Source organism: Pseudomonas sp. B21-059 (genome assembly GCF_026016285.1).
Lineage (GTDB): Bacteria > Pseudomonadota > Gammaproteobacteria > Pseudomonadales > Pseudomonadaceae > Aquipseudomonas > Aquipseudomonas danubii.
Genome location: NZ_CP087201.1, coordinates 4990591 through 5015392 on the forward strand (window position 1 = coordinate 4990591; position 24802 = coordinate 5015392).

The following is a 24802-nucleotide window of genomic DNA, read 5'->3' on the forward strand; positions in this document are numbered from 1 at the left end:
AACAATCCTGATCGGGATGCGGCTTTCTCTGCCGTGGTACTGAAAACAAAACCGCGTAAGCAGGGCTTACGCGGTTAGTTTCAACAATAGATCAGGATTCTAGCGCCTACACGCCAAACTTCAAGTAAGACTTTAACTTCGCCCTACAAACAGTCTGCTTATTTACGTGCAGTGACCACGGTCGGCGCCATGGCGAGGGCTCGCTTGGCTTCGATGAAGGTCTTGCTCCAATAGCTGTCACCCAGGCTATCTACTCGCACGCCGCCACTGCGACGGCTGCTGGAGTGGATGAACTGATCATCCCCCAGATAGATACCGGCGTGGCTGACGCGCCCGCGACCGTTGGTGCTGAAGAACAGCAGATCGCCCGGCTTGAGGTTATTACGCGCTACCAGAGGAGCCTTGACGTTGATCATTTCGCGAGTGGAGCGCGGCAGGTTCATGCCCGCCTCTTCGCGAAACAGATAACCAATGAAACCGCTGCAATCGAAGCCGGCTTCCGAGGTACCGCCGAAACGGTAACGGGTACCGATCAGGGACATGCCGCGCTCAAGGATGCTGTCAGCCAGAACTGGCAACTGGTAAGGCTTGCTGTCAGAGAACTCTGCCAGTTCCTTTTCAGTTGCCAGCTCTTCCTGGTAAACAGCAGAAGACTGGTTTTTTGCGGAGACTTGAGCCTGTTGCACGGGTTGCTGCTGAGACACAGGGGTGTGAGAAGCGCAACCAAACAACAGGGTAACGAGTGCGAGAGGCACGAGGGGTGCGAAGCGATTTAGCATGGGCACGACCGTGGCTTGAAATAAAAGAAGACGCGACTATGCCTTCTATCGCCCTCATTTGCAAATTCAATCGATCAGAATGTGACTTATGAGTTTCTTCCGTACATCTAAGGCTTTAAGCCCATTTTAAGTCCGCCCGCCTCTGGAAACCCTTCCAAAGGTGCGTTTTCTGACGCCTGAAATATGCCGAACGCCTTCCAGAGAAGCGCTGCAGGCCTTGGTTTTACCAGCCCAGAGTCTCTTTCAGGAAAGGAATGGTCAGCTTGCGCTGAGCTTGCAATGAGGCCTGATCAAGACGCTCGAGCAACTCGAAAAGCGCACTCATGCTGCGAGTCCCGCGAGTCAGAATAAAATGCCCGACTTCATCGGTCAGATGCAGCCCACGACGGGACGCACGCAGTTGCAGGGCACGCAATTTATCTTCATCAGAGAGCGGACGCATCTGGAATATCAGCGCCAGGGTCAGACGGGACTTCAAGTCCGCCAGTTTCACCGGCAACTCCCGGGGCGAGGTCGAGGCCGCGATCAGCAAGCGTCGGCCACTGTCGCGCAAGCGATTGAACAGATGGAACAGTGCCTCTTCCCAATCGGCCTTGCCGGCCACCGCCTGCAGATCATCCAGGCAAACCAATTCGTACTGCTCAAGATTGTCGAGAATCTCGATACCACGATCCAGCAACTCTGCCAGCGGCAGGTAAACCGCAGGCTCCCCCAACTGCTCGAAACGCAAACACGCCGCCTGCAGCAAGTGCGTACGGCCTACGCCGTCCTTGCCCCAGAGGTAGATCAGGCTTTCGGTCCAACCGGCGTCGGCTTCGCATAGGCGCTCGACGTAGCCGAGTGCAGCGGCATTGGCGCCTGGGTAGTAGTTGATGAAGGTGGCGTCATCACGCAGACGCACACCTAGGGGCAGCTGAATCGGTTTCATGCTGACTGAACAGTTCCAAAGGAACCGTTAGTGGCCTCTGTGTAAAGTTTGCAAAGTTTATACCCGTGACGCCGAGCGCACAATGCAGCAGACCACAAGCAAAATCAAAGGTTTGCGTCAGCCGAAACGGGGCAAAGGGGATTCTTTGACAACCCGGACAGCTGCAGATGGACAGTCATGGATGGGCGCCCGCCCGGGGCGCCCCTGCTCGTCGAGCCTTTTGCCCGCCTACAGTTCGGGGTCTTCAGCACCACTGTAGATGTCCGAGTCCTTGTACAGGTCATGCACATGGCGTACGAGCACCATGATCACCGCCGCCACCGGCAGAGCCAGCAGCACCCCGGTAAACCCGAACAGCTCACCACCCGCGAGAATGGCAAAGATTACCGCCACCGGATGCAGACCAATGCGATCACCTACCAGCAACGGCGTCAGCACCATCCCCTCCAGCGCCTGCCCGACCATGAATACCGCAACGATGCCGAGCATCGGGTACAGATCGCCACCAAACTGGAACAGACCGGCTATCAGCGCAGCTCCAATGCCTATGACAAAGCCCATGTACGGCACGATCGCTGCCAAACCGGCAATCAGGCCGATCAACAAGCCCAGCTCGAGCCCTACCAACATCAGCCCTGCCGCATAGATCACCCCCAGAGCCAGCATCACCAGCAATTGCCCGCGGACAAACGCCCCCAGCACCTCATGACACTCACCCGCCAGGGACATCACCCGCTCCTCGCGATTGCGCGGCAACAGGCTACGGATCTTGGCCATCATCAGATCCCAGTCCCGCAGCAGGTAGAAGCTGACCACCGGGATCAGCACCAGGTTGGCCAACCAGCCGATCAGCGCCAACCCCGAAGCAGTCGCCTGGCTCAGCACCACACCCACGATGTCCGTGGTCTGCCCCATATGCTCGCTGATGGCAGCCTTGACCTTGTCGAACTTCCAGAAGCCATCCGCCAGCCCCAGCCGGGACTGCACCCAGGGCATTGCCGAGTGCTGCATCCAGTCGAGCATTTGCGGCGCCAATTCATACAATCGCAGCAACTGCTTGGCCAGCATCGGCACCAGTACCAGCAGCAGCGTCATCACGATCAGGGTGAACAGCGCAAATACAGCCACCACACCCCAGGTACGGGACAGCCCCCATTTTTCCAGGCGATCCACCAAGGGGTCGAACAGATAGGCCAGCAACAGCGCCACCAGGAACGGACTCAGGATCGGGTGCAGCAGGTAAACCAACCCACAAACCAGGAGCACTCCACCCAACCAGACCCAACGACGCGTATCAGCCATAAACCACTCCTGCTTCTATATAGAAGGAAATCAACCTGCTACCAACGAAAACGCAACTGTGCCGGTGTCGCAGGCGCTGCGACCGGCGCGGTGCCTTGCCCGCCTTGCACAGACACCTGGGGAGCCGGCACCTCATCAGCCGGGATCTCTTGCAGCTTGGCCAGGGACAACTGCGCCCGCAGTTGCTCCGCGCTGCCATTGACCCGATAGACGACCCGGTCACCGTCGATACTCTGCAACTGCGCACCGAAAGGCTCCAAAAGGTGCCCCAAGGCGGCATAGTGCTCCAGGGTCATGCCCTGCACTTCCAGCAACTGCTCGCTGGAAACACCGGGACGGGTAACGAAACGCGGCGCCAGACGCTGACTCACCGCAAGCAATACGCCATCTGCCAGGGCGGCGGTATCAGCCCCCTGAACAGTGCCTTGCTCTTTCTGATCGCCAAGCCACAACCGCCACTTGGCCTGCCATTGACCACCCTCTTCACGAGCATGTACCGCCAACAGCGCATCTGCGCCATAGCGCTCAGAAGCTTCACGCAGCGGAGCTGGATCGGCGCCTTCGAGATTCGGTGCCGTCGCGACGATCTGCTCATCCAGGTCGCCAAGAGGCAAACGCAGAGGCAAGCCACGATGCTGAGCGGCTCGCCGCAGGGGCGCGGCACTGGCCTGGCCATCCCCAACCAGGCTCGAGCCTTCGGTTGAGTCACTCAGCCACCAACCGAGGATCGACGGCCGGTTGCTTCCCCACAACGGCAGCCCCGCCTGACGCAGGGCGCGATCGGTACTGACCGGATCGAAGTCCACCTGCAAACTTTCCGGAGGCCCGGCGTCATAACCGTACTGGCTGATGATCTGCTGCGGATCCTTGCGGATCGCTGCCAGACCGGGACCCTGCGCAGCCTTGGCGTCACCAGTGAGACGCAGCACCAGGGTTTCCAGTGCTCGCTGGGTGGCCTGGTTGCGCTCTTCGGGCGACTGGCTGCTCACCGGCTCACGCACCTGATACAAGCCATTGAGGGTTTCGGCATGACTCGCCAGGCTGACCAATGACAAACAGCCCACAAATAGAAATTTACCCAGACGCATGGAAGATTCCCGACGACAAAAAACGATTGAAACAGTACCCATGAACCGCTGCGAGCAAGGCTGTGACCACAAGCCCCGGCAAAACATTCACCCGTCGCCCGATTGTTTTCGCACTGTCATAACGATAGCCACTTGAGCGCTATACCTTATACAGGCATGGGCAGGGGCACCAACACGGCCAATCGCAGTTTTTTTAACCGGATATGCCTCTACCCGTCGGCCCGAGGATGGCCGCTGCCCCTCAAGCCTGATAAAATCGCGCGCCTTCGCAGACCGGCATCAGCTGGGCACCCTGAAACCCTTTTGCAGTGTTTCAGCAGGCTCTCTGGTTCGGTCGATACCCCTGAATCCCCCCTAAAGGCCTGGATCATGAGCAAGCAACCCTCCCTGAGCTACAAAGACGCCGGTGTAGACATCGACGCCGGTGAAGCATTGGTCGAACGCATCAAGAGCGTCGCCAAGCGCACTGCGCGCCCGGAAGTCATGGGCGGCCTGGGCGGTTTCGGCGCCCTCTGCGAAATCCCGGCCGGCTACAAACAACCAGTACTGGTTTCCGGTACTGACGGCGTCGGCACCAAGCTGCGCCTGGCCCTGAACCTGAACAAGCACGACAGCATCGGCATCGACCTGGTGGCCATGTGTGTCAACGATCTGGTGGTCTGCGGCGCCGAACCGCTGTTCTTCCTCGACTACTACGCCACCGGCAAGCTCAACGTCGACACCGCAGCCCAGGTAGTGACCGGCATCGGCGCCGGCTGCGAACTGTCCGGCTGCTCCCTGGTAGGCGGCGAAACCGCTGAAATGCCAGGCATGTACGAGGGCGAAGACTACGACCTGGCCGGTTTCTGCGTCGGCGTGGTGGAAAAAGCCGAAATCATCGACGGCTCGAAAGTCGCCGCCGGTGACGCCCTGCTGGCCCTGCCTTCTTCCGGCCCGCACTCCAACGGCTATTCGCTGATCCGCAAGATCATCGAAGTATCCGGTGCCGACATCGAAAGCATCCAGCTGGACGGCAAGCCACTGACCGACCTGCTGATGGCCCCGACCCGCATCTACGTCAAGCCGCTGCTCAAGCTGATCAAGGACACCGGCGCGGTCAAGGCCATGGCCCACATTACCGGCGGCGGCCTGCTGGACAACATACCGCGCGTGCTGCCAAAAGGCGCCCAGGCGGTGGTCGATGTGGCGAGCTGGAAACGTCCGGCGGTCTTCGACTGGCTGCAAGAGCAAGGCAACGTCGACGAACACGAAATGCACCGCGTACTGAACTGTGGCGTGGGCATGGTCATCTGCGTCGCCCAGGACCAGGTCGAAAACGCCCTGAACGTTCTGCGTGAAGCTGGCGAGCAGCCTTGGGTCATTGGCCAAATCGCCACCGCAGCCGAAGGCGCGGCCCAGGTTGAGCTGAAGAACCTCAAGGCCCACTGATGCAAGAGCGGATGTCGCCGACCTGTGATGTTGTGGTGCTGCTGTCCGGCACCGGCAGTAACCTGCAAGCCCTGATCGACAACGCGCGGACCGACGACAGTCCGTTTCGCATCGCTGCCGTGATCTCCAACCGCGCTGACGCCTATGGCCTGCAGCGCGCCAAGGAAGCGGGTATCGCTACCCGCTTCCTTGATCACACCACCTTCGAAGGCCGCGAGGCCTTCGACCAGGGGTTGATCGAGCTGATCGATACCTTCCAACCAAAACTGGTGGTACTGGCCGGGTTCATGCGCATTCTCAGCGCTGGATTCGTCCGCCACTACCAGGGCCGCCTGTTGAATATCCATCCCTCGCTGCTACCCAAATATAAAGGGTTACACACTCATCAGCGGGCGCTGGAGGCCGGAGATACCGAGCACGGTTGCAGTGTGCACTTCGTCACCGAGGAACTCGATGGCGGGCCTCTGGTCGTACAGGCTGTGATCCCGGTAGAGTTGCACGACTCGCCGCAAAGCCTGGCGCAGCGAGTGCACGTCCAGGAACACCGGATTTACCCCATGGCCGTACGCTGGTTTGCCGAAGGTCGGCTGACGCTCGGCGATCAGGGTGCTTTACTGGATGGTCAATTACTGGCCGCCAGCGGCTATTTGATTCGAACCTAGGAGATTTTATGCGTCGCGCCCTGCTCTTCGCTTGTGCTCTGTTCGCCCTGCCGGTTGTGCAGGCGGCAGACCTTCAACCGTTCTCCGCCAGCTATACCGCCGACTGGAAGCAGTTGCCCATGAGCGGCACAGCTGAACGCAGCCTGGAAAAAACCGCCAACGGCACGTGGAAACTCAGCTTCAAGGCATCGATGATGATCGCCAGCCTGAGTGAAGAAAGCACCCTGACCCTGGACAAGGACACCCTGGTGCCCCAGTCCTATCACTTCGAACGCGGTGGTCTGGGCAAGGCCAAGAAAGCCGACCTGGACTTCGACTGGAGCGCGAAGATGGTCACCGGCACCGACCGCGGCGATGCGGTCAAGCTGCCTCTGAATACCGGCATGGTGGACAAATCCACCTACCAGCTGGCCCTGCAGCATGACGTAGCCGCCGGCAAGAAGACCATGAGCTATCAAGTGGTCGATGGCGGTGAAGTCGACACCTATGACTTCCGCGTCCTGGGCTCGGAGAAGGTCGACACCAAGGCCGGCCAGATCGATGCGATCAAGGTCGAGCGCGTGCGCGACCCGACACAGAGCAAACGCATCACCGTGATGTGGTTCGCCAAGGACTGGGATTACCTACTGGTACGCCTGCAACAGGTGGAAACCGACGGCAAGGAGTACAACATCATGCTCCTCAACGGCACCGTCAACGGCAAGACAGTCAAAGGCAGTTAAGCCGCAGCACGATCAAAGCCTCGCGAAAGCGGGGCTTTTTTTTGCTTGAAATGTCACTCCATGTCCGCCTACCAGACGCCGGGGCAAGCCCTCCAAGATGAAACTTTTGTCATGAAACTTCGCCGACTGCGGCAAAATGTCACGGTTTTCGCGGGCTGCGGGATTGTCGCCGATCCTGCAAAGGTCTGTTGCAGATTCAGACAATTTACTTAGCAAGCTAACAAAATATATAAAAGAGCCCTGCACACGCCTTGCTGCAGATCAACCGAGATTGGAGCTAGCAGATGACTGTAAAAGTAACTGAACGCGACGATTCACATATGTCCCATGAAGGCGTAGCCGCGGGTGTACGGATCTGGGATGTACATCAACAAGACATGCTGGTGGGCATGTTCCATTCCGAGAGCGACGCCCACAACTACAAGGCTGAACTGGAAAAACTCGAGCAGAACCGCGCGCCTCAGAGTTCCTGACTCAACGTCAGCGCAGGAGCGCCGGAATCTCCACGCGGATTCCCACCCGCCCCCCATAAACGACCAACCCCGCCATGAGCGGGGTTGGTCGTTACAAGATGCTTACCACATCAGATCATCAGGGATCTGATAGGCTGCGTATGGATCATCCTCATCCGGCGCCTCGGTGGGAGTATTGAGCTGTACGATACGCCGCGGATCGCGCTCCTGAATCTTCAGCGCCGCCTCCCGCGGAATCACCTCGTAACCACCACCGTGATGAACGATGGCCAGGGAGCCACTGCTGAGCTTGTTGCGCATCAGGGTGTTCACCGACAGACGCTTGACCTTCTTGTCGTCGACGAAGTTGTAGTAATCCTCGGTGTTCAGCTTGGGCAGACGCGAGACTTCGATCAGTTGCTTGATCTGCGCTGCACGGGCCTTCTGCTCGGCCTTCTCCTGCTGCTGACGATTGAGCTCCTGGTCACGCTTGACCTTCTCGGCCATGGCTTCCTGGGCTGCGCGCTGCTGGGAGTCATCGAGTTCGATCTGGCCTTTATGGGCCAGGCGCTGCTGCTTCTGCTTGTCTTTGCTGACCTGCTTGGCCTGCTTTTGGTTGACCAGCCCTGCTTTGAGCAACTGGTCGCGAAGGGAAAGGCTCATGGTGCTTACTCACTTAGGCAACGGCCTCAGCCACAGCTGGGCAAATTCTTTTCCTGACGCTTGGCTTCACCCCACAGGGCATCCAAGTCTTCGAGGGTGCAATCTTCCACGGGACGACCGGTGTCGCGCAATGCCTGCTCGATAAATCGGAAGCGCCGATCGAACTTGGCATTGGCACCGCGCAAGGCGGTTTCCGGGTCGACCTTCAGGTGCCTGGCCAGGTTGACCACGACAAACAGCAAGTCACCGATTTCATCAGTGATGGCCGCCGGGTCGTTGTCGGCCATGGCCTCCAGCACCTCGTCCAGTTCTTCACGAACCTTGTCCACAACCGGCAGGGCGTCCGGCCAGTCGAAGCCGACCTGCGCCGCGCGCTTTTGCAACTTGGCCGCGCGGGACAGGGCCGGCAGGGCCACCGGCACATCATCGAGCAGGGACAACTGCTGCGGAGCGTCGGACTTCTCTGCCCGCTCCTCGGCCTTGATCTGCTCCCAGCGCTCCTTGACCTGCTCCTCATCGAGCCGCGGGATATCCAGCGGCGCGTACAAGTCGCCAGTAGGGAATACATGGGGATGCCGGCGAATCAGCTTGCGGGTGATGCTGTCCACCACCCCATCGAATTCGAAGCGCCCCTCCTCCCGGGCCAGCTGGCTGTAATACACCACCTGGAACAGCAGATCGCCCAGCTCACCCTGCAAGTGGTCGAAGTCGCCGCGCTCGATGGCGTCGGCGACCTCATAGGCCTCCTCCAAGGTATGGGGAACGATGCTGGCGTAGTTCTGCTTGATGTCCCACGGGCAACCGTATTGCGGGTCCCGCAGGCGCGCCATCAGGTGGAGCAGGTCTTCAAGGCTGTACATCAGTTCATCCATTTCATGCAGGCATCACGGGGTTCGATTGCGCCGGGTCTCGATGATGTTCGGCAACTGGGAGATGCGCCCCAGCAAACGTCCCAATGCATCCAGGCCCGGAATTTCGATGGTCAAGGACATCAACGCCGTGTTGTCCTCCTTGTTCGAGCGCGTATTGACTGCCAGTACGTTGATCCGCTCGTTGAGCAGCACCTGGGACACGTCACGCAGCAGGCCGGAACGGTCGTAGGCGCGAATGATGATGTCCACCGGATAGGTGAGCACCGGCACCGGCCCCCAGCTGACCTGGATGATCCGCTCCGGCTCGCGACCGGCCAGTTGCAGCACCGAGGCACAGTCCTGGCGGTGAATGCTCACGCCACGACCCTGGGTGATGTAACCGACGATCGCATCCCCCGGCAGCGGCTGGCAGCAACCCGCCATCTGGGTCATCAGGTTGCCCACGCCCTGGATCTGGATGTCGCCACGCTTGCCCGGCTTGTAGCCGGCGGCCTTGCGCGGGATCAGTTCCAGCTGTTCATTGCCGCGCTCGGGCTCCACCAGTTGCTGGGCCAGGTTGACCAGTTGCGCCAGGCGCAAATCGCCCGCACCCAGAGCCGCGAACATGTCCTCGGCAGTCTTCATGTTGGCCTTGTCGGCCAACTTGTCGAAGTCCACCTGAGGCAGGTCGAGACGATTCAGCTCGCGTTCCAGCAGGGTCTTGCCGGCGGCGACGTTCTGATCGCGAGCCTGCAGCTTGAACCAGTGGACGATCTTCGCCCGCGCCCGGGAAGTGGTGACGTAACCCAGGTTCGGGTTCAGCCAATCGCGACTCGGGGTGCCGTGCTTGCTGGTGATGATCTCCACCTGCTCGCCAGTCTGCAGGCTGTAGTTGAGCGGCACGATGCGCCCGTTGATCTTGGCGCCACGGCAGTTGTGGCCGATCTCGGTGTGCACCCGATAAGCGAAGTCCAGCGGCGTGGCGCCCTTGGGCAGGTCGATGGCGTGGCCGTCGGGGGTGAAGATGTACACCCGATCCGGCTCGATATCCACCCGCAGCTGTTCGGCCAGGCCACCGATGTCCCCCAGCTCCTCGTGCCATTCCAGCACCTGACGCAGCCAGGAGATCTTCTCTTCGTAATGGTTGGAGCCGGATTTGACGTCGGTACCCTTGTACTTCCAGTGGGCGCACACCCCCAGCTCCGCTTCCTCGTGCATCGCGTGGGTGCGGATCTGCACTTCCAGCACCTTGCCCTCAGGGCCGATCACCGCGGTGTGCAGCGAGCGATAGCCGTTTTCCTTGGGGTTGGCGATGTAGTCGTCGAATTCCTTGGGGATATGCCGCCACAAGGTATGCACGATGCCCAGTGCGGTGTAGCAGTCACGCATTTCCGGCACCAGCACCCGCACGGCGCGCACATCGTAGATCTGGCTGAACTCCAGACCCTTGCGCTGCATTTTGCGCCAGATGGAGTAGATGTGTTTGGCCCGCCCACTGATGTCGGCGTTGACCCCAGTGGCCTTCAGTTCGTTCTGCAGCTGGTTCATCACGTCGCTGATGAAGCGCTCGCGATCCAGGCGCCGCTCATGCAGGAGCTTGGCGATCTGCTTGTATTGCTCGGGCTCCAGGTACCGGAAGGACAGGTCCTCCAGCTCCCACTTGATATGGCCGATGCCCAGGCGATGAGCCAGGGGTGCGTAGATGTCGAAGACTTCCCGGGCCACTCGATTGCGCTTCTCTTCGTCGGCGCTTTTCACCGCACGAATGGCACAGGTCCGCTCCGCCAGTTTGATCAGCGCCACCCGCACGTCATCGACCATGGCCACCAGCATCTTGCGCAGGTTCTCAACCTGGGCCTGAGTGCCGAGTACCAGGGACTGGCGAGGACTGAGACTGGCGGTGATGGCAGCCATGCGCAGCACACCATCGATCAGCTTGGCCACCACCGGACCAAAACGCTGGCTGACCGCCGGCAACTGGATCTGGCCCTCGCGGACGCCGCGGTACAGTACCGCGGCGACCAGGGAATCCTGGTCCAGTTTGAGATCGGCAAGGATCTCGGCGATCTCCAGGCCCGTGCTGAAACTCGACACGTCCTCGGAGCTCAGGCCTTTGGCGGCAATGTGTTGTAGCTCGGCCTCACGAGCGAACTCGCAGGCCTCTTTCAAGGCTTCACGGTCCAGTACCATGTCGACGCTGACCGTATGATCAAGCCATGCCTCGAGATTGATACTGCCGTCGGTGTTGATCGGCTGGTGCGCTCTCACCTGTACCATCTTGCTTTACCTTCCCTACGACGCACATTCAATGCGTCAAATCGCTGATCTTCAACGCTCGGGCACAGCTCGCAGGGCCAGCGAACCACACCAGAAAGATCAGTCGGATTAGACAAGCCATCCTAGCTCGCTTCGAATAACGCCATGGCCTCGACATGCGCCGTCTGAGGAAACATATCGAGGATCCCGGCACGTTTTAACCTATAGCCCTGCTTGATCAGTTCGACCGTGTCACGAGCCAAAGTTGCCGGATTGCATGACACGTACACCAACCGCTTGGCACCCAGGCTCGCCAAGTGGCGGACCACCTCGAAAGCACCGTCGCGGGGTGGGTCCAAGAGTACCGCAGAAAAGCCTTCATCAGCCCACTCGGCAGCACTCAGAGGTTGGGATAAATCGGCTTGAAAAAAGCGCGTGTTATGCAAATTGTTGCTGGCAGCATTTTCAGCGGCCCGCGCCACCATGGTCGCCACGCCTTCCACTGCCACCACTTCCCGCACCTGCAGAGCCAGCGGCAAGGCGAAGTTGCCTAGGCCACAGAACAGATCCAGCACCCGCTCCTGAGCTTGCGGCGCGAGCCACTCCAGAGCCTGGGCCACCATCGCTTCATTGACCCCCGCATTGACCTGGACGAAGTCACCCGGCCGATACGCCAGGTGCAGATCCCAGGTCTCCAGGCGATAACCCAGTGACTGCGATGGATCAAAGGGTTGCGGCTCGCCTTCACCGTGCAGCCACAATTGCGCCTGATGGAAATCGCAGAAGTCCTTGAGGATCGTCAGGTCGCTCTCGGACAACGGCGCCATATGGCGCAACAGCACCGCTAGCGCCGAACCACTGAACAACTCCACATGCCCCAGTGCCTGAGGCTTGCTCAAGCGTCGCAGCATAGCGGGCAAACGGTTCATGACAGGTTGCAAAGCCTGTACCAGCACCGGGCAATCGTCGATGGCGACAATGTCCTGGCTACCGGCAGCACGGAAACCCACCTCAAGTTGCTTGCCCTTGGCGTCCCAGCGCACCGCCACCCGGGCGCGACGCCGATAGCCGAACTCGGGACCGCTCAAGGGAGCGGCCCAGGCCTCGGGCTCGACACCCGCGACCTTGGACAACTGCTCGGCGAGCATGCGCTGTTTCAGGGCAAGCTGTTCGGCATGGGGCAGGTGCTGGACACTGCAACCGCCGCAACGCCCGGCGTGGGCGCAGGCCGCCGGGCGACGCAGATCACTGGCGTTGAAGATGCGCTCGGCACGGGCCTCCACCACTTTGCCATGGCTGCCCAACACCCGAGCTTCGACTTCTTCACCGGCCAGGGCACCGCTGACGAACCAGGTACGCCCTTCGACAAAGGCAATGCCACGGCCGTCATTGGCCAGACGCTGGATAGTCAACCGCTGCTTCTTGCCCACCGGAATCTGTGGGGCCCGGCTACCGCCCGCAGGCTGGAAGCGCAGGCCTCTCTCGTGCTTAGCCATCAGTTGGGCGCATCGAAAATGCCGGTCGACAGGTAACGATCGCCACGGTCACAGATGATCGCGACCATGACCGCGTTTTCCACTTCCCGGGACAGGCGCAGCATCGCCGCCACCGCACCACCGGAAGACACGCCGCAGAAGATGCCCTCTTCCCGAGCCAGGCGCCGGGTCACGTCTTCAGCTTCGCTCTGGGCCATATCGACGATGCGATCGACCCGGCTGGCCTGATAGATCTTCGGCAGGTACTCCTCGGGCCAGCGGCGAATGCCGGGAATCGCCGAGCCTTCCATCGGCTGCAGACCCACGATCTGCACCTGGGGATTCTGTTCTTTGAGATAGCGCGAAGTGCCCATGATGGTGCCGGTGGTGCCCATCGAGCTGATGAAGTGGGTGATGCTGCCCTGGGTCTGGCGCCAGATTTCGGGACCGGTGCCAGTGTAGTGGGCCTCCGGGTTGTCGCCGTTGGCGAACTGATCGAGCACCTTGCCACGGCCTTCGGCCTGCATCCGCTCGGCCAGGTCACGGGCGCCTTCCATGCCCTCTTCCTGGCTCACCAGGATCAGCTCGGCACCATAGGCGGTCATTGCCGCCTTGCGCTCGGCGCTGGAGTTGTCGGGCATGATCAGGATCATCTTGTAACCCTTGATCGCGGCAGCCATGGCCAGGGCGATCCCGGTGTTGCCCGACGTCGCTTCGATCAGGGTATCCCCGGCCTGGATCTGCCCACGCAACTCGGCGCGGGTGATCATCGACAGTGCCGGGCGGTCCTTGACCGAACCCGCCGGGTTATTGCCCTCGAGCTTGAGCAGCAGGGTATTGCTGGTGGCGCCAGGCAGGCGCTGCAAACGAACCAGCGGGGTGTTGCCGACGCAATCGGCGATGGTTGGGTACTGCAAGGTCATGGCGTATTCGCAATCCAGACTGCGGGGGCGCCTATCATACCGGCAAACGCCCAAGCGCCATATCACGCAAAGTGCGGGGCTTATGGCTTATTGATATAAGGCGGCACAGGGCCGTCTCAAGCCGCCAGCAAGCGCATGTGAACACGCAAGCCATGGGCCGTGTTCTGCGCCCACAAACGACCTCCCTGGCGCTCCACCGCATTGCGCGCAATGCTCAGGCCGAGGCCGAAACCTCCATCTCCCGGCCGTGAACCGTCCAGACGGATGAACGGATCGAACATCCGTTCCAACGCCTCTTCCGCTACCCCCGGCCCTTGGTCGTCCAGCCACAGATGCCAATATTCAGCGTCACGTCGACCATCGAGGATGACCAGAGCCCCGGGTGGCGAATGCCGGATGGCATTACGCAGGATGTTTTCCAGAGCCTGGGCCAGGGTATTGAGATGCCCGCGCACCCAACAATCCGCCGGCAGATCACAGCGCAACTGCGCTGGGGACCAGCCGCTCTCGAAGCAGGCGTTCTCGCTGAGCATTTCCCACAAGGCCTGGACCTGAATCTGCTCCTCTGGCAGCGGTGCCCGCTCGGTGTCCAGCCAGGCCAGTTGCAGGCTGTCCTCCACCAGGCGCTGCATAGCGTCGACTTCCCGGGACAAGCGCTCACGCAATGCCCCCAGGCTCTGCTCGCTGTCGCAAGCCACCCGCAGACGACTCAAGGGAGTGCGCAACTCGTGGGACAGGTCCCGCAGCAACTGCTGCTGCACAGCCACGGTGCTTTGCAGCCGCTCGGACATCTGATCGAACGCTCGCCCCAACTCCCCCAACTCGTCCTTGCGCTGAGTGGTCTCGGTGCACAGCCGCACATTCAACTGCTCCGCACGCCAGGCATTGGCCTGCTCCCGCAACTGATTGAGAGGCACCACCAACAAGCGGTACAAGCCCACGCACAGCAGCAGCGTGAAGAGTCCGGGGATCACGCCGTTGGTGATCACGCGCCAGAACACCCGGTATCGCCCGGGCATGAAACGCTGCGGCAGCTCGATGACCAGACTGCCGAGAGACGGATCATCGGGGAACGGAATTTTCAGCCAGGGCAACCCACGGCTGTGCCGGCTCACCGGCCAATCCGCCCCCCGCAGGAACGTCAGGCGCTGAGCCTCGGCCGCTGTCAGCGGGTAGCTACTCAGGGCTTGCAGATCACTGCCGATGACGCCGACCCAGGTTTTCTCACGACCGGCCATTTCCTGGATCCAGGCATCGACGCCGGCATGCTGGCCGGTCTTCCAGGCTTGTTCCGCTTCCTGCGCGTAACTGCGCAAGGTAGCCCGGGCTTCATCGGCGAGGTACAGGTTCTTCTGCTCAACATAGCGCCCCCAGGACCAGCTCAACCAGATCATCAACAGACAGAACGCCACCAGCAGGCATGCCAGCTTCCAGAACAGCGAGTGCCGGCCCGGCAGATCAGACCAGTTCATCGAAGGCACTCAGCACATAGCCCTTGCCCCACACCGTACGCACTTCACGTTCGCTGTAGCCCAGCGCCTTGAGCTTGCGACGTATCTGACTGACATGCATGTCCAGACTGCGATCGTGGGCCGCATACCCTCGTTGCAGGACATGCTGATAAAGGAAGGCCTTGCTCAGCACCTCATCGACGTTGCGGTGCAGGGTTTCCAGCAGGCGGTATTCGCTACGGGTAAGGCCGGCCGGGCGCTCGGCAAAGAACACGTCACACAGCTCGTCATCAAAACGCAGACTCTGCACGTTGCTGCTGAGTTTCGGTGGTGTCGGCCGCCGGTCCAGGGCCACTCGCCGCAGGATGGCTTCGATGCGTACCCGCAGCTCGGCCATGCTGAAGGGCTTGGGCAAGTAATCGTCGGCGCCCAGGCGGAATCCACTGATGCGATCGGCCTCTGCTCCCAGGGCCGACATCAGCAGCACCGGCGTGGAGTGACTCTGGCGAAAGTGGGTCAGCACCTCCAGGCCGTCCATGCCCGGTAACAGGATGTCCATCAACACCACATCGAAGGCTTGCCGACGCGCAATACCCAGACCTTCCTGGCCATTCTGGCACCAGGTCACGGCAAAGCCGCAGCGCCCCAGTTGCTCATGCACATAGGCACCGAGCACCGGGTCGTCTTCAATTGCCAGGATACGGGGAGGCTCAACAGCTACGGGAGTCATTAGCTTCTGCAAGTCATTCTCAGTTGGGCGATTATTCAAGATTGCCCGGATTGCGGCAACCAGCGCCTTGGTCGTAGCCCCCTATCCGCCCTCCGGCTGTCGGCTAACGGTCTGCAATTTGCCAAGATCAGCCCCTGGCAAATCGTTACACTGCGCAGGTGGCGCATCACGGACGTGCCCGTCGACCTTTCAAAACAGCGTGGAAGCAGGAGAGTTGCGTGCTCAAGAAACTGGGAATCAAAGGCCGCGTACTGTTGCTGACCTTACTGCCCACCAGCCTGATGGCTTTGGTACTGGGCGGCTACTTCACCTGGATGCAGCTCTCCGACCTGCAGACCCAACTGCTGCAGCGCGGCGAAATGATCGCCGAACAACTGGCCTCCCTGGTGGCGCCGGCGATGGGCAACCGCAACTCGCCGATGCTCGAACGCATCGCCACCCAAGCCCTGGAACAGCAGGACGTACGCGCGGTGTCATTCCTTGCCCCCGATCGCACGCTCATGGCCCACGCCGGCCCCAGCATGCTCAATCCACCGCCCAGCGATAACAGCACCCACATCATGCAACGCAGTGGTAATGACGCGACCCGCTACCAACTGCCGGTCTTCGGCCGCCACCGCAATCTGGCCGGTGATCTGATCCCCGATGAATCAGACCGTTTGCTGGGCTGGGTGGAACTGGAGCTGTCCCACAGCGGCATGCTGTTGCGCGGTTACCGCAGCCTGTTCGCCAGTCTGCTGTTGATTGCCGCCGGCCTGGCCGGTGCAGCCCTGCTGGCAGTGCGCATGGGGCGGACCATCAACAACCCACTGACCCAGATCAAGCAGGCCGTGGCGCAACTCAAGGACGGCAACCTGGAAACCCGCTTGCCGCCCTTGGGTAGCCACGAACTGGATGAACTGGCCTCGGGCATCAATCGCATGGCCAGCACCCTGCAAAATGCCCAGGAAGAATTGCAACACAGCATCGATCAGGCCACCGAAGACGTGCGCCAGAACCTGGAAACCATCGAAATCCAGAACATCGAGCTGGACCTGGCGCGCAAGGAGGCCCTGGAGGCCAGCCGGATCAAGTCGGAATTCCTGGCCAACATGAGCCATGAAATCCGTACACCCCTCAATGGCATTCTCGGCTTCACCCACCTGCTGCAGAAAAGCGAGCTGACGCCGCGCCAGCTGGACTACCTGGGCACCATCGAAAAGTCCGCCGACAGCCTGTTGGGGATCATCAACGAGATCCTCGACTTCTCGAAAATCGAAGCCGGCAAGCTGGTGCTCGACAGCATTCCCTTCAACCTGCGGGACTTGCTGCAGGACACCTTGACCATCCTCGCCCCAGCAGCCCACGCCAAGCAGCTGGAACTGGTGAGCCTGGTCTATCGGGATACGCCTTTGTCCCTGGTGGGCGATCCACTGCGGCTCAAGCAGATCCTCACCAATCTGGTGAGCAACGCCATCAAGTTCACCCGCGAAGGCACTATCGTCGCCCGGGCGATGCTGGAAGAAGAACACGAAGACAGCGTGCAACTGCGCATCAGCATTCAAGACACCGGCATCGGCCTGTCCAACCAGGATGTTCGCGCTCTGTTCCAGGCCTTCAGCCAGGCCGACAACTCGCTGTCGCGGCAACCCGGCGGCACCGGGCTGGGGCTGGTGATCTCCAAGCGCCTGATCGAACAGATGGGCGGTGAAATCGGAGTCGACAGCACCCCGGGCGAAGGCTCGGAATTCTGGATCAGCCTGAACCTGCCGAAAACCCGCGATGACGCCGAGGACCTGCCGGGTCCGCCATTGCTGGGGCGACGCGTAGCGGTGCTGGAGAATCACGAACTGGCCCGTCAGGCCCTGCAGCATCAACTGGAAGACTGCGGCCTGGAAGTGACCCCGTTCAACACCCTGGACGCCCTGACCAATGGCATTACTGGCGTGCACCAAAGCGACCAGGCCATAGACCTGGCGGTGCTCGGCATCACCACCAACGACATGTCTCCCGAACGCCTGAGCCAGCACATCTGGGACCTGGAACACCTGGGCTGCAAAGTCCTGGTGCTGTGCCCGACCACCGAACAGACGCTGTTCCACCTGTCGGTCCCCAACCCCCACAGCCAGTTGCAGGCCAAGCCGGCCTGCACCCGCAAACTGCGTCGCGCCCTGTCTGACCTGGTCACCCCGCGCCGGGCCCGCAGCGAGCCGGAGGAAAGCCTCTCCAGCCGTGCGCCACGGGTCCTGTGTGTCGACGACAACCCGGCCAACCTGCTGCTGATCCAGACCTTGCTGGAGGACATGGGCGCCAAGGTGCTGGCGGTGGACAACGGTTACGCTGCCCTGAACGCGATCCAGAACGAACCTTTCGACCTGGTGATGATGGACGTGCAAATGCCGGGCATGGACGGCAGACAAAGTACCGAGGCGATCCGCCAATGGGAAAGCGAGCGTCATGGCACGCCACTGCCCATCGTGGCCCTGACCGCCCATGCCATGGCCAACGAAAAACGCGCCCTGCTGCAAAGCGGCATGGACGATTACCTGACCAAGCCCATCAGTGAACGGCAGCTGGCCCAGGTGGTACTGAAATGGACCGGGCTGGCCTTGCGCAATCAGGGCCCGGAGCGAGCCAATGAACGCTCGGAACTGAACCTGGAGCTGCAAGTGCTGGATCAGGACGAAGGCCTGCGCCTGGCGGCCGGCAAGGCTGATCTGGCGGCGGACATGCTGGCCATGTTGTTGGCCTCACTGGAGGCCGATCGCGAGGCGATCAACGCCGCTCGTGCAGCCAACGACCACAGCGCCCTGATCGAACGGGTCCACCGCCTGCACGGAGCCACCCGATATTGCGGAGTGCCGCAGTTGCGCGCCGCCTGCCAGCGCAGCGAAACCCTGCTCAAGCAGGAAGACGTCAAAGCCTTTGCCGCTCTGGATGAGCTGGACCACGCCATCAGCCGTCTCGCCGCCGAAGCGCGGATCAACGCCTGATCCAGGACAAGACCTGCCCGGCGCCCGGCCTGCATGCTGGGTGCACCGACCAAGGATGCAAGCATGCGTACGATTCTTTTCAGCAGCCAGACCTACGACCGTGAAAGTTTTCTCGGCGCCCGCCTGCCCACGGGTATCGAACTGCAATTCCAGGCCGCCCGCCTGAGCCTGGACACCGCGGCCCTGGCCGAGCGCCATGAAGTGGTCTGCGCCTTTATCAACGACGACCTGAGCGCTCCGGTGCTGGAGCAACTGGCCGCCGGCGGTACCCGGCTGATCGCCCTGCGTTCAGCCGGCTACAACCATGTCGACCTGCCCGCCGCCAAGCGCCTGGGCCTGGATGTGGTCCGGGTCCCGGCCTACTCGCCCCATGCCGTGGCGGAACATGCGGTAGCCCTGATCCTGGCGCTGAACCGACGCCTGCATCGAGCCTACAATCGCACCCGTGAAGGCGACTTCACCCTTCACGGCCTGACCGGCTTCGACCTGGTGGGCAAGACCGTGGGCATTGTCGGCACCGGGCAGATCGGCGCCACCTTCGCTCGTATCATGGCCGGCTTCGGCTGCCAATTGCTGGCTTACGACCCCTTCCCCAACCCTGCCGTCGAGGCCCTGGGGGCCCGCTACCTGAGCCTGCCGGAGCTACTGGCCCAGGCGCAGATCATCAGCCTGCACTGCCCACTCACCAACGACAGTCGCTACCTGATCAACCAGGACAGCCTGGCGCACATGCAGCCCGGGGCCATGCTGATCAATACCGGGCGGGGCGGTCTTGTGGATACACCGGCGCTGATCGACGCGCTCAAGAGCGGCCAACTGGGTTACCTGGGGCTGGACGTCTATGAAGAGGAAGCCCAGCTGTTCTTCGAGGACCGTTCCGACCTGCCCCTGCAGGATGACGTGCTGGCCCGGCTGCTGACCTTCCCCAATGTGATAGTCACCGCGCACCAGGCCTTCCTGACCCATGAGGCCCTGGCGGCCATCGCCGACACCACGTTGCACAACATTGCCAGCTGGGCTGCGGGCCAGCCGCAAAATCAGGTCCGTGGCTGAAATCCCGGTCACGGCCTGATCGAAGGTCGCCTGCCCGCAACCTGCGGCGCAGGGGCCCGTGCTAGCATACGCGGCAGATTTGGAGGACCCATGGTCGAACACGATTTCCGCTACAACCTGATGAACCCGCAACACACCCTGATCGAATGCCGCGCCCTGGTACCGGGTCGTTATCAAGTCACCGGCAACGGTGGTTCGATCCGTACCGACGACGTGCTGCTGGTCACCCTCAAGGGCAGCAAGGACCTGTCCATGCGCCTGACAGTCGACACCGTCCGCCACCTGATCAATCCGGTCGGCCAATGGGTCGCCGTGGCCCGTGGCCCGGTATTCGGCGAACTGGCGATTCATCAATGGCAAGTCAACTGCGACAGCTGCACAGCAGAGCTGAACTTCGAGTTCGCAGTGGACGCCAAGCTCGGCACCAAGGCCCAGAAACCTGCCGCCAGCGCACGAATTGCCGAGCTGGGCTGGGCCAGTGAGGGTGAACGCCACCTCTGCCCGAAATGCCAGCAGGCCGGCCAATGAAACGCCTGGCGCTGACTGCGGCACTGGGGGCCGGCCTGATGGGCTGCGCCGCCGAGCCGCTGAAGCTGCAGCAGGATCGCAGTTACGTCCTGGAATGGATCGGCGAACGGCCACTGATCGATTACAGCCACCTGACCATTACCTTGGGTGAAGACGGTCGCGCCTATGGCAATGGCGGCTGCAACCACTGGTTCGCGCCTTACACTCTGGACGGCGAAAAGCTTCGTTTCGGCAAGGTAGGCAGCACCCGCAAACTCTGTGCTCCAGCCTTGATGGAGCAGGAGCGGCGCTTCCTCCAGGCCCTGGAAAGCGTGGAGCGCTGGGATGTTTCGCCGATCGAGCAAGTGCGCTTCTGGCCTGCCGAAGGCAAGCCGCTGCGCTGGTGGCTGGAAGAAGGCTGATCCGAACCGGGGCAGGTTGACCCCAACGCCTGCGGCCGCCGACGCTATCAGCGGCTGCAGGCAGTCACCCATCAATGACCGCGCAGGGCCTGCAATTTTGCCAGTACACCCGCGGCGGTCTGCTCGCCCAGCAGTTGCTCACGCACCTTGCCCTTGTCGTCAATGATGTAGGTCACCGGCAGCGCCTCGCTGCGTGGCAAATCGAAGAGTTGCTCGGGATTCTGCGCCAGCACCGTGAACTTGATCCCCAGCTTCTCACTGGCGCTCTTGAGCTCCTCGCCCTGCACATTGTCAAAATTGACCCCCAGCACGGTGGCCGACTGCCCTTTGAGCTGCTCGTTCAGGGCATTCAATTCCGGCACTTCTGTGCGGCAAGGCCCGCACCACTCCGCCCAGTAGTTGAGCACCAGCCATTGCTTGTCGAGGCGCTCGGCGGCGACTTTCTGGCCGTATTGGTCGACCCCGTAGTCATTCCCGCAGCCGCCCAGCAATAGGGTGGTGAATATCGCCAATGCTGCTGCCAATTGCCTTGCCATGCCGTGCTTCCTGTATTGAAGGGTGCCTTGAAAAATGATCGATGACCGATAATCGCTGCGACCTATCGACTCCCAAGGTTCAGGAGAGTCCGTCGCGCGGGTAGAATAGCCGCCACCTTACGCAAGATGCGACCCGCACATGACCGATCTGACGCTTTATCACAACCCGCGCTGCTCGAAATCCCGCGGTGCGCTGGAACTCCTGGAACAACGCGGCCTGGCGCCGACCGTGGTCCGCTACCTGGAAACCCCACTGGACGCCCCCCAGTTGCACCGCCTGCTGGGCAAGCTCGGCCTCAGTGCGCGCCAACTGTTGCGCACCGGCGAGGATGAGTACAAAGAGCTCAACCTGGCGGACACCCACCTCAGCGAAGAACAACTGATCGCTGCTATCGCCCAACACCCGAAACTCATGGAACGGCCGATTCTCGAGACCGCCGACAAGGCCATCATCGGGCGCCCACCGGAAAATGTGCTGGAGATCCTGCCGTGAGCGCGCCGTACATCCTGATCCTCTACTACAGCCGCAACGGTTCGACCAACGAGATGGCCCGGCAGATCGCCCGAGGCGTCGAACAGACCGGCCTGGAAGCGCGCCTGCGCACCGTGCCGGGAGTTTCCACCGAGTGCGAAGCCGTGGCACCGAGCATTCCCGAAAGCGGCGCGCTGTACGCCAGCCTCGACGACCTGAAGCACTGCTCGGGCCTGGCCCTGGGCAGCCCGACTCGCTTCGGCAACATGGCAGCCCCGCTGAAGTACTTTCTCGACGGCACCAGCAACCTCTGGCTGACCGGCGCCCTGGTGGGCAAGCCCGCCGGCGTTTTCACCTCCACCGCCAGCCTGCATGGCGGCCAGGAAGCCACCCTGCTGTCGATGATGCTGCCGCTGCTGCATCACGGCATGCTGATCACCGGCCTGCCCTACAGCGAGTCGGCGTTGCTGGAAACCCGTGGCGGTGGTACGCCTTATGGCGCAAGCCATCATGCCGGGGCGGACGGCAAGAGCCCGCTGGACGAACATGAAATCGCCCTGTGCCGGGCCTTGGGCCTGCGCCTGGCGAAAACCGCTCAGCAATTGGAGAACGGCCGTGGCTAAAAAGCCGAAGATCCTGCCCGCGGTGGAATGGCTGGAACCTCGGGTCCGGATAGCCCGAATCCTCAGCCTGATCTGTTTTTTCGGCCTGATAGGCCTGCTCTGCGTTTACTACCTGCTGCTAGCCGACCTCCACGGCGCCCGGCCCTGGGTGATCCTGCTGATCGAACTGGTGCCCCTGCTGTTGATGGCACCGGGCATGCTCAGCGGCAGTGCTCGCGGACACGCGTGGATGTGCTTTGTGGTCAACCTGTACTTCATCAAGGGGGCTCTGGCGGCCTACGACCCGAATCGCCAGCTGTTCGGCCTGCTGGAAATGTTCGCCAGCCTGGCGGTATTCACCTCGGCACTGCTCTACGTACGCTGGCGCTTCCAGCTCAATCGCCGGCTCGCCGGCGAAGGTGCCAACCCGGCCTGACGCCCCGCAACCCTCTGGTTCCCCCGGGCATGACATCGCCCGGGAACCTTGCATCGCCGTTTCGGCGCCCCCACCTTGGTCAGCAGACTTCTTGACCCATACTCCCGAACCAACCCGGAGCAGGCATGCACGATTACAAATGGTTGAACGAATACTGTCTTAATCGCTTCGGTTCCGCCGCAGCCCTGGAAGCCCAGTTGCCGACGCCAGCGAACAACGACTACCTGCGTTCATTGAGCGCTGATCGCTACCTGTCGACCCTGGCGTTGCGGGTTTTTCGCGCCGGGTTGAAACACAGCCTGGTGGACGCCAAATGGCCGGCGTTCGAACAAGTGTTCTTTGGCTTCGATCCAGACAAAGTGGTGCTCATGGGCGCCGAGCATCTGGAGCGACTGATGCAGGACACACGGATCATTCGCCATCTGGGCAAGCTCAAGAGTGTGCCGCGCAATGCCCAGATGATCCTTGATGTCGAAAAGCAGCACGGCAGTTTCGGCGCCTTCATTGCCGACTGGCCGGTCCAGGACATCACTGGGCTCTGGCAATACCTGGCCAAGCACGGCAACCAGATGGGGGGGCTTTCCGCCCCACGTTTCCTGCGCATGGTGGGCAAGGACACGTTCATCCCCACGTGGGACGTCGTGGCGGCCCTCAATGCCCAGAACATCATCGACAAGGTGCCCAGCAGCAAGCGTGACCAGGCCCTGGTCCAGGAAGTGTTCAACCAGTGGCAGCAAGAAAGTGGTCGACCACTGTGCCAGCTGTCGGCGATGCTGGCCTACACCGTCAATCACTGATCCCCCGTCACCAACATGGCTCTCTGCCCGGCACAACGGGCAGGGAAACATCCGTTCTCAAACTCCTCCTCCAGCTCAAGCTGACAATAAGCTGAACTAAACGTGGGTTTTTTCTTCCGCTGTTTATTATCGGATAAAGTTCACTTCGCACTTGCCGCAACGATAAGAGCGATAGATAGACAGTTAACTGCAGCCACATTCTGCGGGCCAATAGATGAATAAGGCCTGACAACAAAGCACTGATCAGGCCAACAACCTGAACCCAGGCTGTCAGGTTTAAAAGAACTGTCGCCATTCATTCGTTTTTTTCACATTGCTTTCACTCTCCGCCCACCTGGCCCGACCTAAATTGGCCCCAGTTGCGGCGAGGGCAGCGGTGAGCGCATGCCGTTCTTTTCAGAACTCCTGGCAAAAATCTAATCAGGTAAACGACGTGGTCAATACTGCTGAATCCGGTACTGGCGGCAAGACAATCCGCAGCGTGCGCATCCTGGCTGGCGTCTGTGGGGCAGCCCTGGCGATCCTCGTCTGCGGCTTTGTCCTGTGGCCAGCCACACCACTGGACCTGGGTGTCGACAACCAGATGCAGCAAGCCGGCTTCTATCGCCACTGGCAAGACGGCGAGGTGATTGCCCTGGTGCGACATGCCGAGCGCTGCGACCGCTCCGCCAATCCCTGCCTGGGGCCTGCCGATGGCATCACCCTGCCTGGAAGCCGCATAGCAAGCGACGTGGGCCAGGCATTCCGCACTCTGGGCATGGCCTCCACCGACGTCATCAGCAGCCCGGCAACCCGTACCCGGCAAACCTCGGAATTCATGTTCAAGCGGCCGGTGCAGACCCAGGACTGGCTGAGCAACTGCGGCAAACACTTCGAAAACCAGATCAAGACGCACAAGTTGTTCAAGCGCAACCTGATCCTGGTTACCCACAGCGATTGCATCAGTGACCTGGAAAGCCAGCTGGGCTTTGAACATGCACTGGCCAGTCATTACGCCAGTTCGCTATTTGTCACCCTGAACGTAAACGGAACCATGGAAGTACTGGGCATTATCAATGCTGAAAGCTGGCGACAAACTCTTAAGGGCCCTCTCGAGTAACTTTCAACTATTTTTAACAACTTCCCAACAGACTTCACTCGAAAAGCAGACACACTCACTCGCCAACTAATTGAGCTTATAAACCCTTAAACCAAGAGAGCGCCCCTCTCACTTACAACAAAGTCTATCAAACAGGCGAAGCCAAGTATATTTTTTAAACCATGAGAACCCCGGGCACTCGACAACATTTTACAGT

25 protein-coding genes are annotated in these 24802 nt (G+C 61.0%); 13 read left to right on the forward strand and 12 right to left on the reverse strand.

The window, feature by feature from the left end; translation table 11 throughout:
* Nucleotides 1-158: 158 nt before the first annotated feature.
* The 4 genes from LOY69_RS21925 to LOY69_RS21940 form a co-directional block, all read right to left on the reverse strand.
* On the reverse strand, nt 159-779 hold the full coding sequence (locus tag LOY69_RS21925) for a C40 family peptidase (RefSeq protein WP_102860746.1): 621 nt from the start codon (nt 777-779) through the stop codon (nt 159-161).
* 223 nt (nt 780-1002) lie between these two features.
* Complete coding sequence (hda, locus tag LOY69_RS21930; protein ID WP_007898944.1) at nt 1003-1707, reverse strand: DnaA regulatory inactivator Hda; 705 nt, start codon at nt 1705-1707, stop codon at nt 1003-1005.
* A 228-nt stretch (nt 1708-1935) separates the two neighbouring features.
* Nucleotides 1936-3009 (reverse strand): AI-2E family transporter, encoded by a 1074-nt coding sequence (locus LOY69_RS21935; RefSeq protein WP_102860745.1) that lies wholly within the window; start codon nt 3007-3009, stop codon nt 1936-1938.
* Nucleotides 3010-3047: 38 nt separating this feature from the next.
* Nucleotides 3048-4097: a DUF2066 domain-containing protein gene (locus tag LOY69_RS21940; RefSeq protein ID WP_110594703.1), complete on the reverse strand. Its 1050-nt coding sequence runs from the start codon at nt 4095-4097 to the stop codon at nt 3048-3050.
* Nucleotides 4098-4466: 369 nt separating this feature from the next.
* Between LOY69_RS21940 and purM the strand changes: the two genes are divergently transcribed.
* The 4 genes from purM (at nt 4467) to LOY69_RS21960 (ending at nt 7382) form a co-directional block, all read left to right on the forward strand.
* A complete protein-coding gene (gene purM / locus LOY69_RS21945) occupies nt 4467-5525 on the forward strand; it encodes a phosphoribosylformylglycinamidine cyclo-ligase (RefSeq protein ID WP_102860743.1) in 1059 nt (352 codons plus the stop codon).
* 11 nt (nt 5526-5536) lie between these two features.
* Nucleotides 5537-6187, forward strand: a complete 651-nt coding sequence (gene purN / locus LOY69_RS21950; protein WP_102861000.1) for a phosphoribosylglycinamide formyltransferase — start codon at nt 5537-5539, stop codon at nt 6185-6187.
* Nucleotides 6188-6195: 8 nt separating this feature from the next.
* The gene (locus LOY69_RS21955) at nt 6196-6909 is read left to right on the forward strand and encodes a DUF3108 domain-containing protein (protein WP_102860742.1); all 714 of its coding nucleotides are present in this window, start codon (nt 6196-6198) and stop codon (nt 6907-6909) included.
* A gap of 284 nt (nt 6910-7193) precedes the next feature.
* Nucleotides 7194-7382, forward strand: a complete 189-nt coding sequence (locus LOY69_RS21960) for a hypothetical protein (protein WP_025805664.1) — start codon at nt 7194-7196, stop codon at nt 7380-7382.
* Between the two features lie 102 nt (nt 7383-7484).
* Here LOY69_RS21960 and LOY69_RS21965 read toward each other — a convergent pair whose 3' ends face one another.
* The 7 genes from LOY69_RS21965 to LOY69_RS21995 all read right to left on the reverse strand — a co-directional run bounded on the left by LOY69_RS21965 (nt 7485) and on the right by LOY69_RS21995 (nt 15710).
* Entirely contained in the window at nt 7485-8024 is a 540-nt protein-coding gene (locus LOY69_RS21965) for a DUF2058 domain-containing protein (protein ID WP_060840548.1), read from the reverse strand.
* 26 nt (nt 8025-8050) lie between these two features.
* Nucleotides 8051-8884 carry a nucleoside triphosphate pyrophosphohydrolase gene (gene mazG, locus LOY69_RS21970; RefSeq protein WP_102880990.1) on the reverse strand — a complete coding sequence of 278 codons (834 nt, stop codon included), beginning with the start codon at nt 8882-8884 and terminating at the stop codon, nt 8051-8053.
* A 24-nt stretch (nt 8885-8908) separates the two neighbouring features.
* On the reverse strand, nt 8909-11152 hold the full coding sequence (gene relA / locus LOY69_RS21975) for a GTP diphosphokinase (protein ID WP_102880557.1): 2244 nt from the start codon (nt 11150-11152) through the stop codon (nt 8909-8911).
* Nucleotides 11153-11274: 122 nt separating this feature from the next.
* Nucleotides 11275-12627: a 23S rRNA (uracil(1939)-C(5))-methyltransferase RlmD gene (gene rlmD / locus LOY69_RS21980; protein WP_265073591.1), complete on the reverse strand. Its 1353-nt coding sequence runs from the start codon at nt 12625-12627 to the stop codon at nt 11275-11277.
* Nucleotides 12627-13529 carry a cysteine synthase CysM gene (cysM, locus tag LOY69_RS21985; RefSeq protein WP_102880559.1) on the reverse strand — a complete coding sequence of 301 codons (903 nt, stop codon included), beginning with the start codon at nt 13527-13529 and terminating at the stop codon, nt 12627-12629. Before cysM ends, rlmD begins: the two co-directional genes overlap by 1 nt.
* Before the next feature lie 116 nt (nt 13530-13645).
* Nucleotides 13646-15001, reverse strand: a complete 1356-nt coding sequence (locus LOY69_RS21990) for a sensor histidine kinase (protein WP_110651472.1) — start codon at nt 14999-15001, stop codon at nt 13646-13648.
* The gene (locus tag LOY69_RS21995; protein ID WP_110594711.1) at nt 14988-15710 is read right to left on the reverse strand and encodes a response regulator transcription factor; all 723 of its coding nucleotides are present in this window, start codon (nt 15708-15710) and stop codon (nt 14988-14990) included. The genes LOY69_RS21990 and LOY69_RS21995 overlap by 14 nt, the downstream gene beginning before the upstream one ends.
* A 218-nt stretch (nt 15711-15928) precedes the next feature.
* On the opposite strand from LOY69_RS21995, the gene LOY69_RS22000 reads away from it, so the two are divergent.
* From LOY69_RS22000 to LOY69_RS22015, 4 genes are all read left to right on the forward strand, one after another.
* The gene (locus LOY69_RS22000; RefSeq protein ID WP_110594713.1) at nt 15929-18682 is read left to right on the forward strand and encodes a response regulator; all 2754 of its coding nucleotides are present in this window, start codon (nt 15929-15931) and stop codon (nt 18680-18682) included.
* 63 nt (nt 18683-18745) lie between these two features.
* Nucleotides 18746-19735 (forward strand): 2-hydroxyacid dehydrogenase, encoded by a 990-nt coding sequence (locus LOY69_RS22005; RefSeq protein ID WP_102880563.1) that lies wholly within the window; start codon nt 18746-18748, stop codon nt 19733-19735.
* Between the two features lie 90 nt (nt 19736-19825).
* On the forward strand, nt 19826-20263 hold the full coding sequence (locus LOY69_RS22010) for a hypothetical protein (RefSeq protein ID WP_102860734.1): 438 nt from the start codon (nt 19826-19828) through the stop codon (nt 20261-20263).
* The gene (locus LOY69_RS22015; RefSeq protein WP_102860733.1) at nt 20260-20664 is read left to right on the forward strand and encodes an META domain-containing protein; all 405 of its coding nucleotides are present in this window, start codon (nt 20260-20262) and stop codon (nt 20662-20664) included. Before LOY69_RS22010 ends, LOY69_RS22015 begins: the two co-directional genes overlap by 4 nt.
* Before the next feature lie 71 nt (nt 20665-20735).
* Here LOY69_RS22015 and LOY69_RS22020 read toward each other — a convergent pair whose 3' ends face one another.
* Entirely contained in the window at nt 20736-21200 is a 465-nt protein-coding gene (locus LOY69_RS22020) for a TlpA disulfide reductase family protein (RefSeq protein WP_102880564.1), read from the reverse strand.
* A gap of 139 nt (nt 21201-21339) precedes the next feature.
* Here LOY69_RS22020 and arsC point away from each other — a divergent pair, with 139 nt between their 5' ends.
* From arsC to LOY69_RS22045, 5 genes are all read left to right on the forward strand, one after another.
* On the forward strand, nt 21340-21693 hold the full coding sequence (gene arsC / locus LOY69_RS22025) for an arsenate reductase (glutaredoxin) (protein ID WP_265073592.1): 354 nt from the start codon (nt 21340-21342) through the stop codon (nt 21691-21693).
* Nucleotides 21690-22295, forward strand: coding sequence for an NAD(P)H:quinone oxidoreductase (gene wrbA, locus LOY69_RS22030; RefSeq protein ID WP_265073593.1), 606 nt, complete (start codon nt 21690-21692; stop codon nt 22293-22295). Before arsC ends, wrbA begins: the two co-directional genes overlap by 4 nt.
* Nucleotides 22288-22710 carry a DUF2069 domain-containing protein gene (locus LOY69_RS22035; RefSeq protein ID WP_110594719.1) on the forward strand — a complete coding sequence of 141 codons (423 nt, stop codon included), beginning with the start codon at nt 22288-22290 and terminating at the stop codon, nt 22708-22710. Before wrbA ends, LOY69_RS22035 begins: the two co-directional genes overlap by 8 nt.
* 125 nt (nt 22711-22835) lie before the next feature.
* Nucleotides 22836-23507, forward strand: a complete 672-nt coding sequence (locus tag LOY69_RS22040) for a DNA-3-methyladenine glycosylase I (protein ID WP_102880567.1) — start codon at nt 22836-22838, stop codon at nt 23505-23507.
* Nucleotides 23508-23940: 433 nt separating this feature from the next.
* The gene (locus tag LOY69_RS22045; protein WP_265073594.1) at nt 23941-24606 is read left to right on the forward strand and encodes a histidine phosphatase family protein; all 666 of its coding nucleotides are present in this window, start codon (nt 23941-23943) and stop codon (nt 24604-24606) included.
* Nucleotides 24607-24802 lie beyond the last annotated feature (196 nt).

Coding starts and splice junctions, on each gene's coding strand:
- purN (WP_102861000.1), top strand. CDS start 5,537: ATGTCGCCGACCTGTGATGTTGTGGTGCTGCTGTCCGGCACCGGCAGT.
- purM (WP_102860743.1), top strand. CDS start 4,467: ATGAGCAAGCAACCCTCCCTGAGCTACAAAGACGCCGGTGTAGACATC.
- LOY69_RS21925 (WP_102860746.1), bottom strand. CDS start 779: ATGCTAAATCGCTTCGCACCCCTCGTGCCTCTCGCACTCGTTACCCTG.
- cysM (WP_102880559.1), bottom strand. CDS start 13,529: ATGACCTTGCAGTACCCAACCATCGCCGATTGCGTCGGCAACACCCCG.
- LOY69_RS21955 (WP_102860742.1), top strand. CDS start 6,196: ATGCGTCGCGCCCTGCTCTTCGCTTGTGCTCTGTTCGCCCTGCCGGTT.
- rlmD (WP_265073591.1), bottom strand. CDS start 12,627: ATGGCTAAGCACGAGAGAGGCCTGCGCTTCCAGCCTGCGGGCGGTAGC.
- LOY69_RS22005 (WP_102880563.1), top strand. CDS start 18,746: ATGCGTACGATTCTTTTCAGCAGCCAGACCTACGACCGTGAAAGTTTT.
- LOY69_RS21965 (WP_060840548.1), bottom strand. CDS start 8,024: ATGAGCCTTTCCCTTCGCGACCAGTTGCTCAAAGCAGGGCTGGTCAAC.
- LOY69_RS21995 (WP_110594711.1), bottom strand. CDS start 15,710: ATGACTCCCGTAGCTGTTGAGCCTCCCCGTATCCTGGCAATTGAAGAC.
- LOY69_RS22020 (WP_102880564.1), bottom strand. CDS start 21,200: ATGGCAAGGCAATTGGCAGCAGCATTGGCGATATTCACCACCCTATTG.
- mazG (WP_102880990.1), bottom strand. CDS start 8,884: ATGTACAGCCTTGAAGACCTGCTCCACCTGATGGCGCGCCTGCGGGAC.
- LOY69_RS21940 (WP_110594703.1), bottom strand. CDS start 4,097: ATGCGTCTGGGTAAATTTCTATTTGTGGGCTGTTTGTCATTGGTCAGC.
- hda (WP_007898944.1), bottom strand. CDS start 1,707: ATGAAACCGATTCAGCTGCCCCTAGGTGTGCGTCTGCGTGATGACGCC.
- LOY69_RS21960 (WP_025805664.1), top strand. CDS start 7,194: ATGACTGTAAAAGTAACTGAACGCGACGATTCACATATGTCCCATGAA.
- relA (WP_102880557.1), bottom strand. CDS start 11,152: ATGGTACAGGTGAGAGCGCACCAGCCGATCAACACCGACGGCAGTATC.
- LOY69_RS21990 (WP_110651472.1), bottom strand. CDS start 15,001: ATGAACTGGTCTGATCTGCCGGGCCGGCACTCGCTGTTCTGGAAGCTG.
- LOY69_RS22015 (WP_102860733.1), top strand. CDS start 20,260: ATGAAACGCCTGGCGCTGACTGCGGCACTGGGGGCCGGCCTGATGGGC.
- LOY69_RS22010 (WP_102860734.1), top strand. CDS start 19,826: ATGGTCGAACACGATTTCCGCTACAACCTGATGAACCCGCAACACACC.
- LOY69_RS22040 (WP_102880567.1), top strand. CDS start 22,836: ATGCACGATTACAAATGGTTGAACGAATACTGTCTTAATCGCTTCGGT.
- arsC (WP_265073592.1), top strand. CDS start 21,340: ATGACCGATCTGACGCTTTATCACAACCCGCGCTGCTCGAAATCCCGC.
- LOY69_RS21935 (WP_102860745.1), bottom strand. CDS start 3,009: ATGGCTGATACGCGTCGTTGGGTCTGGTTGGGTGGAGTGCTCCTGGTT.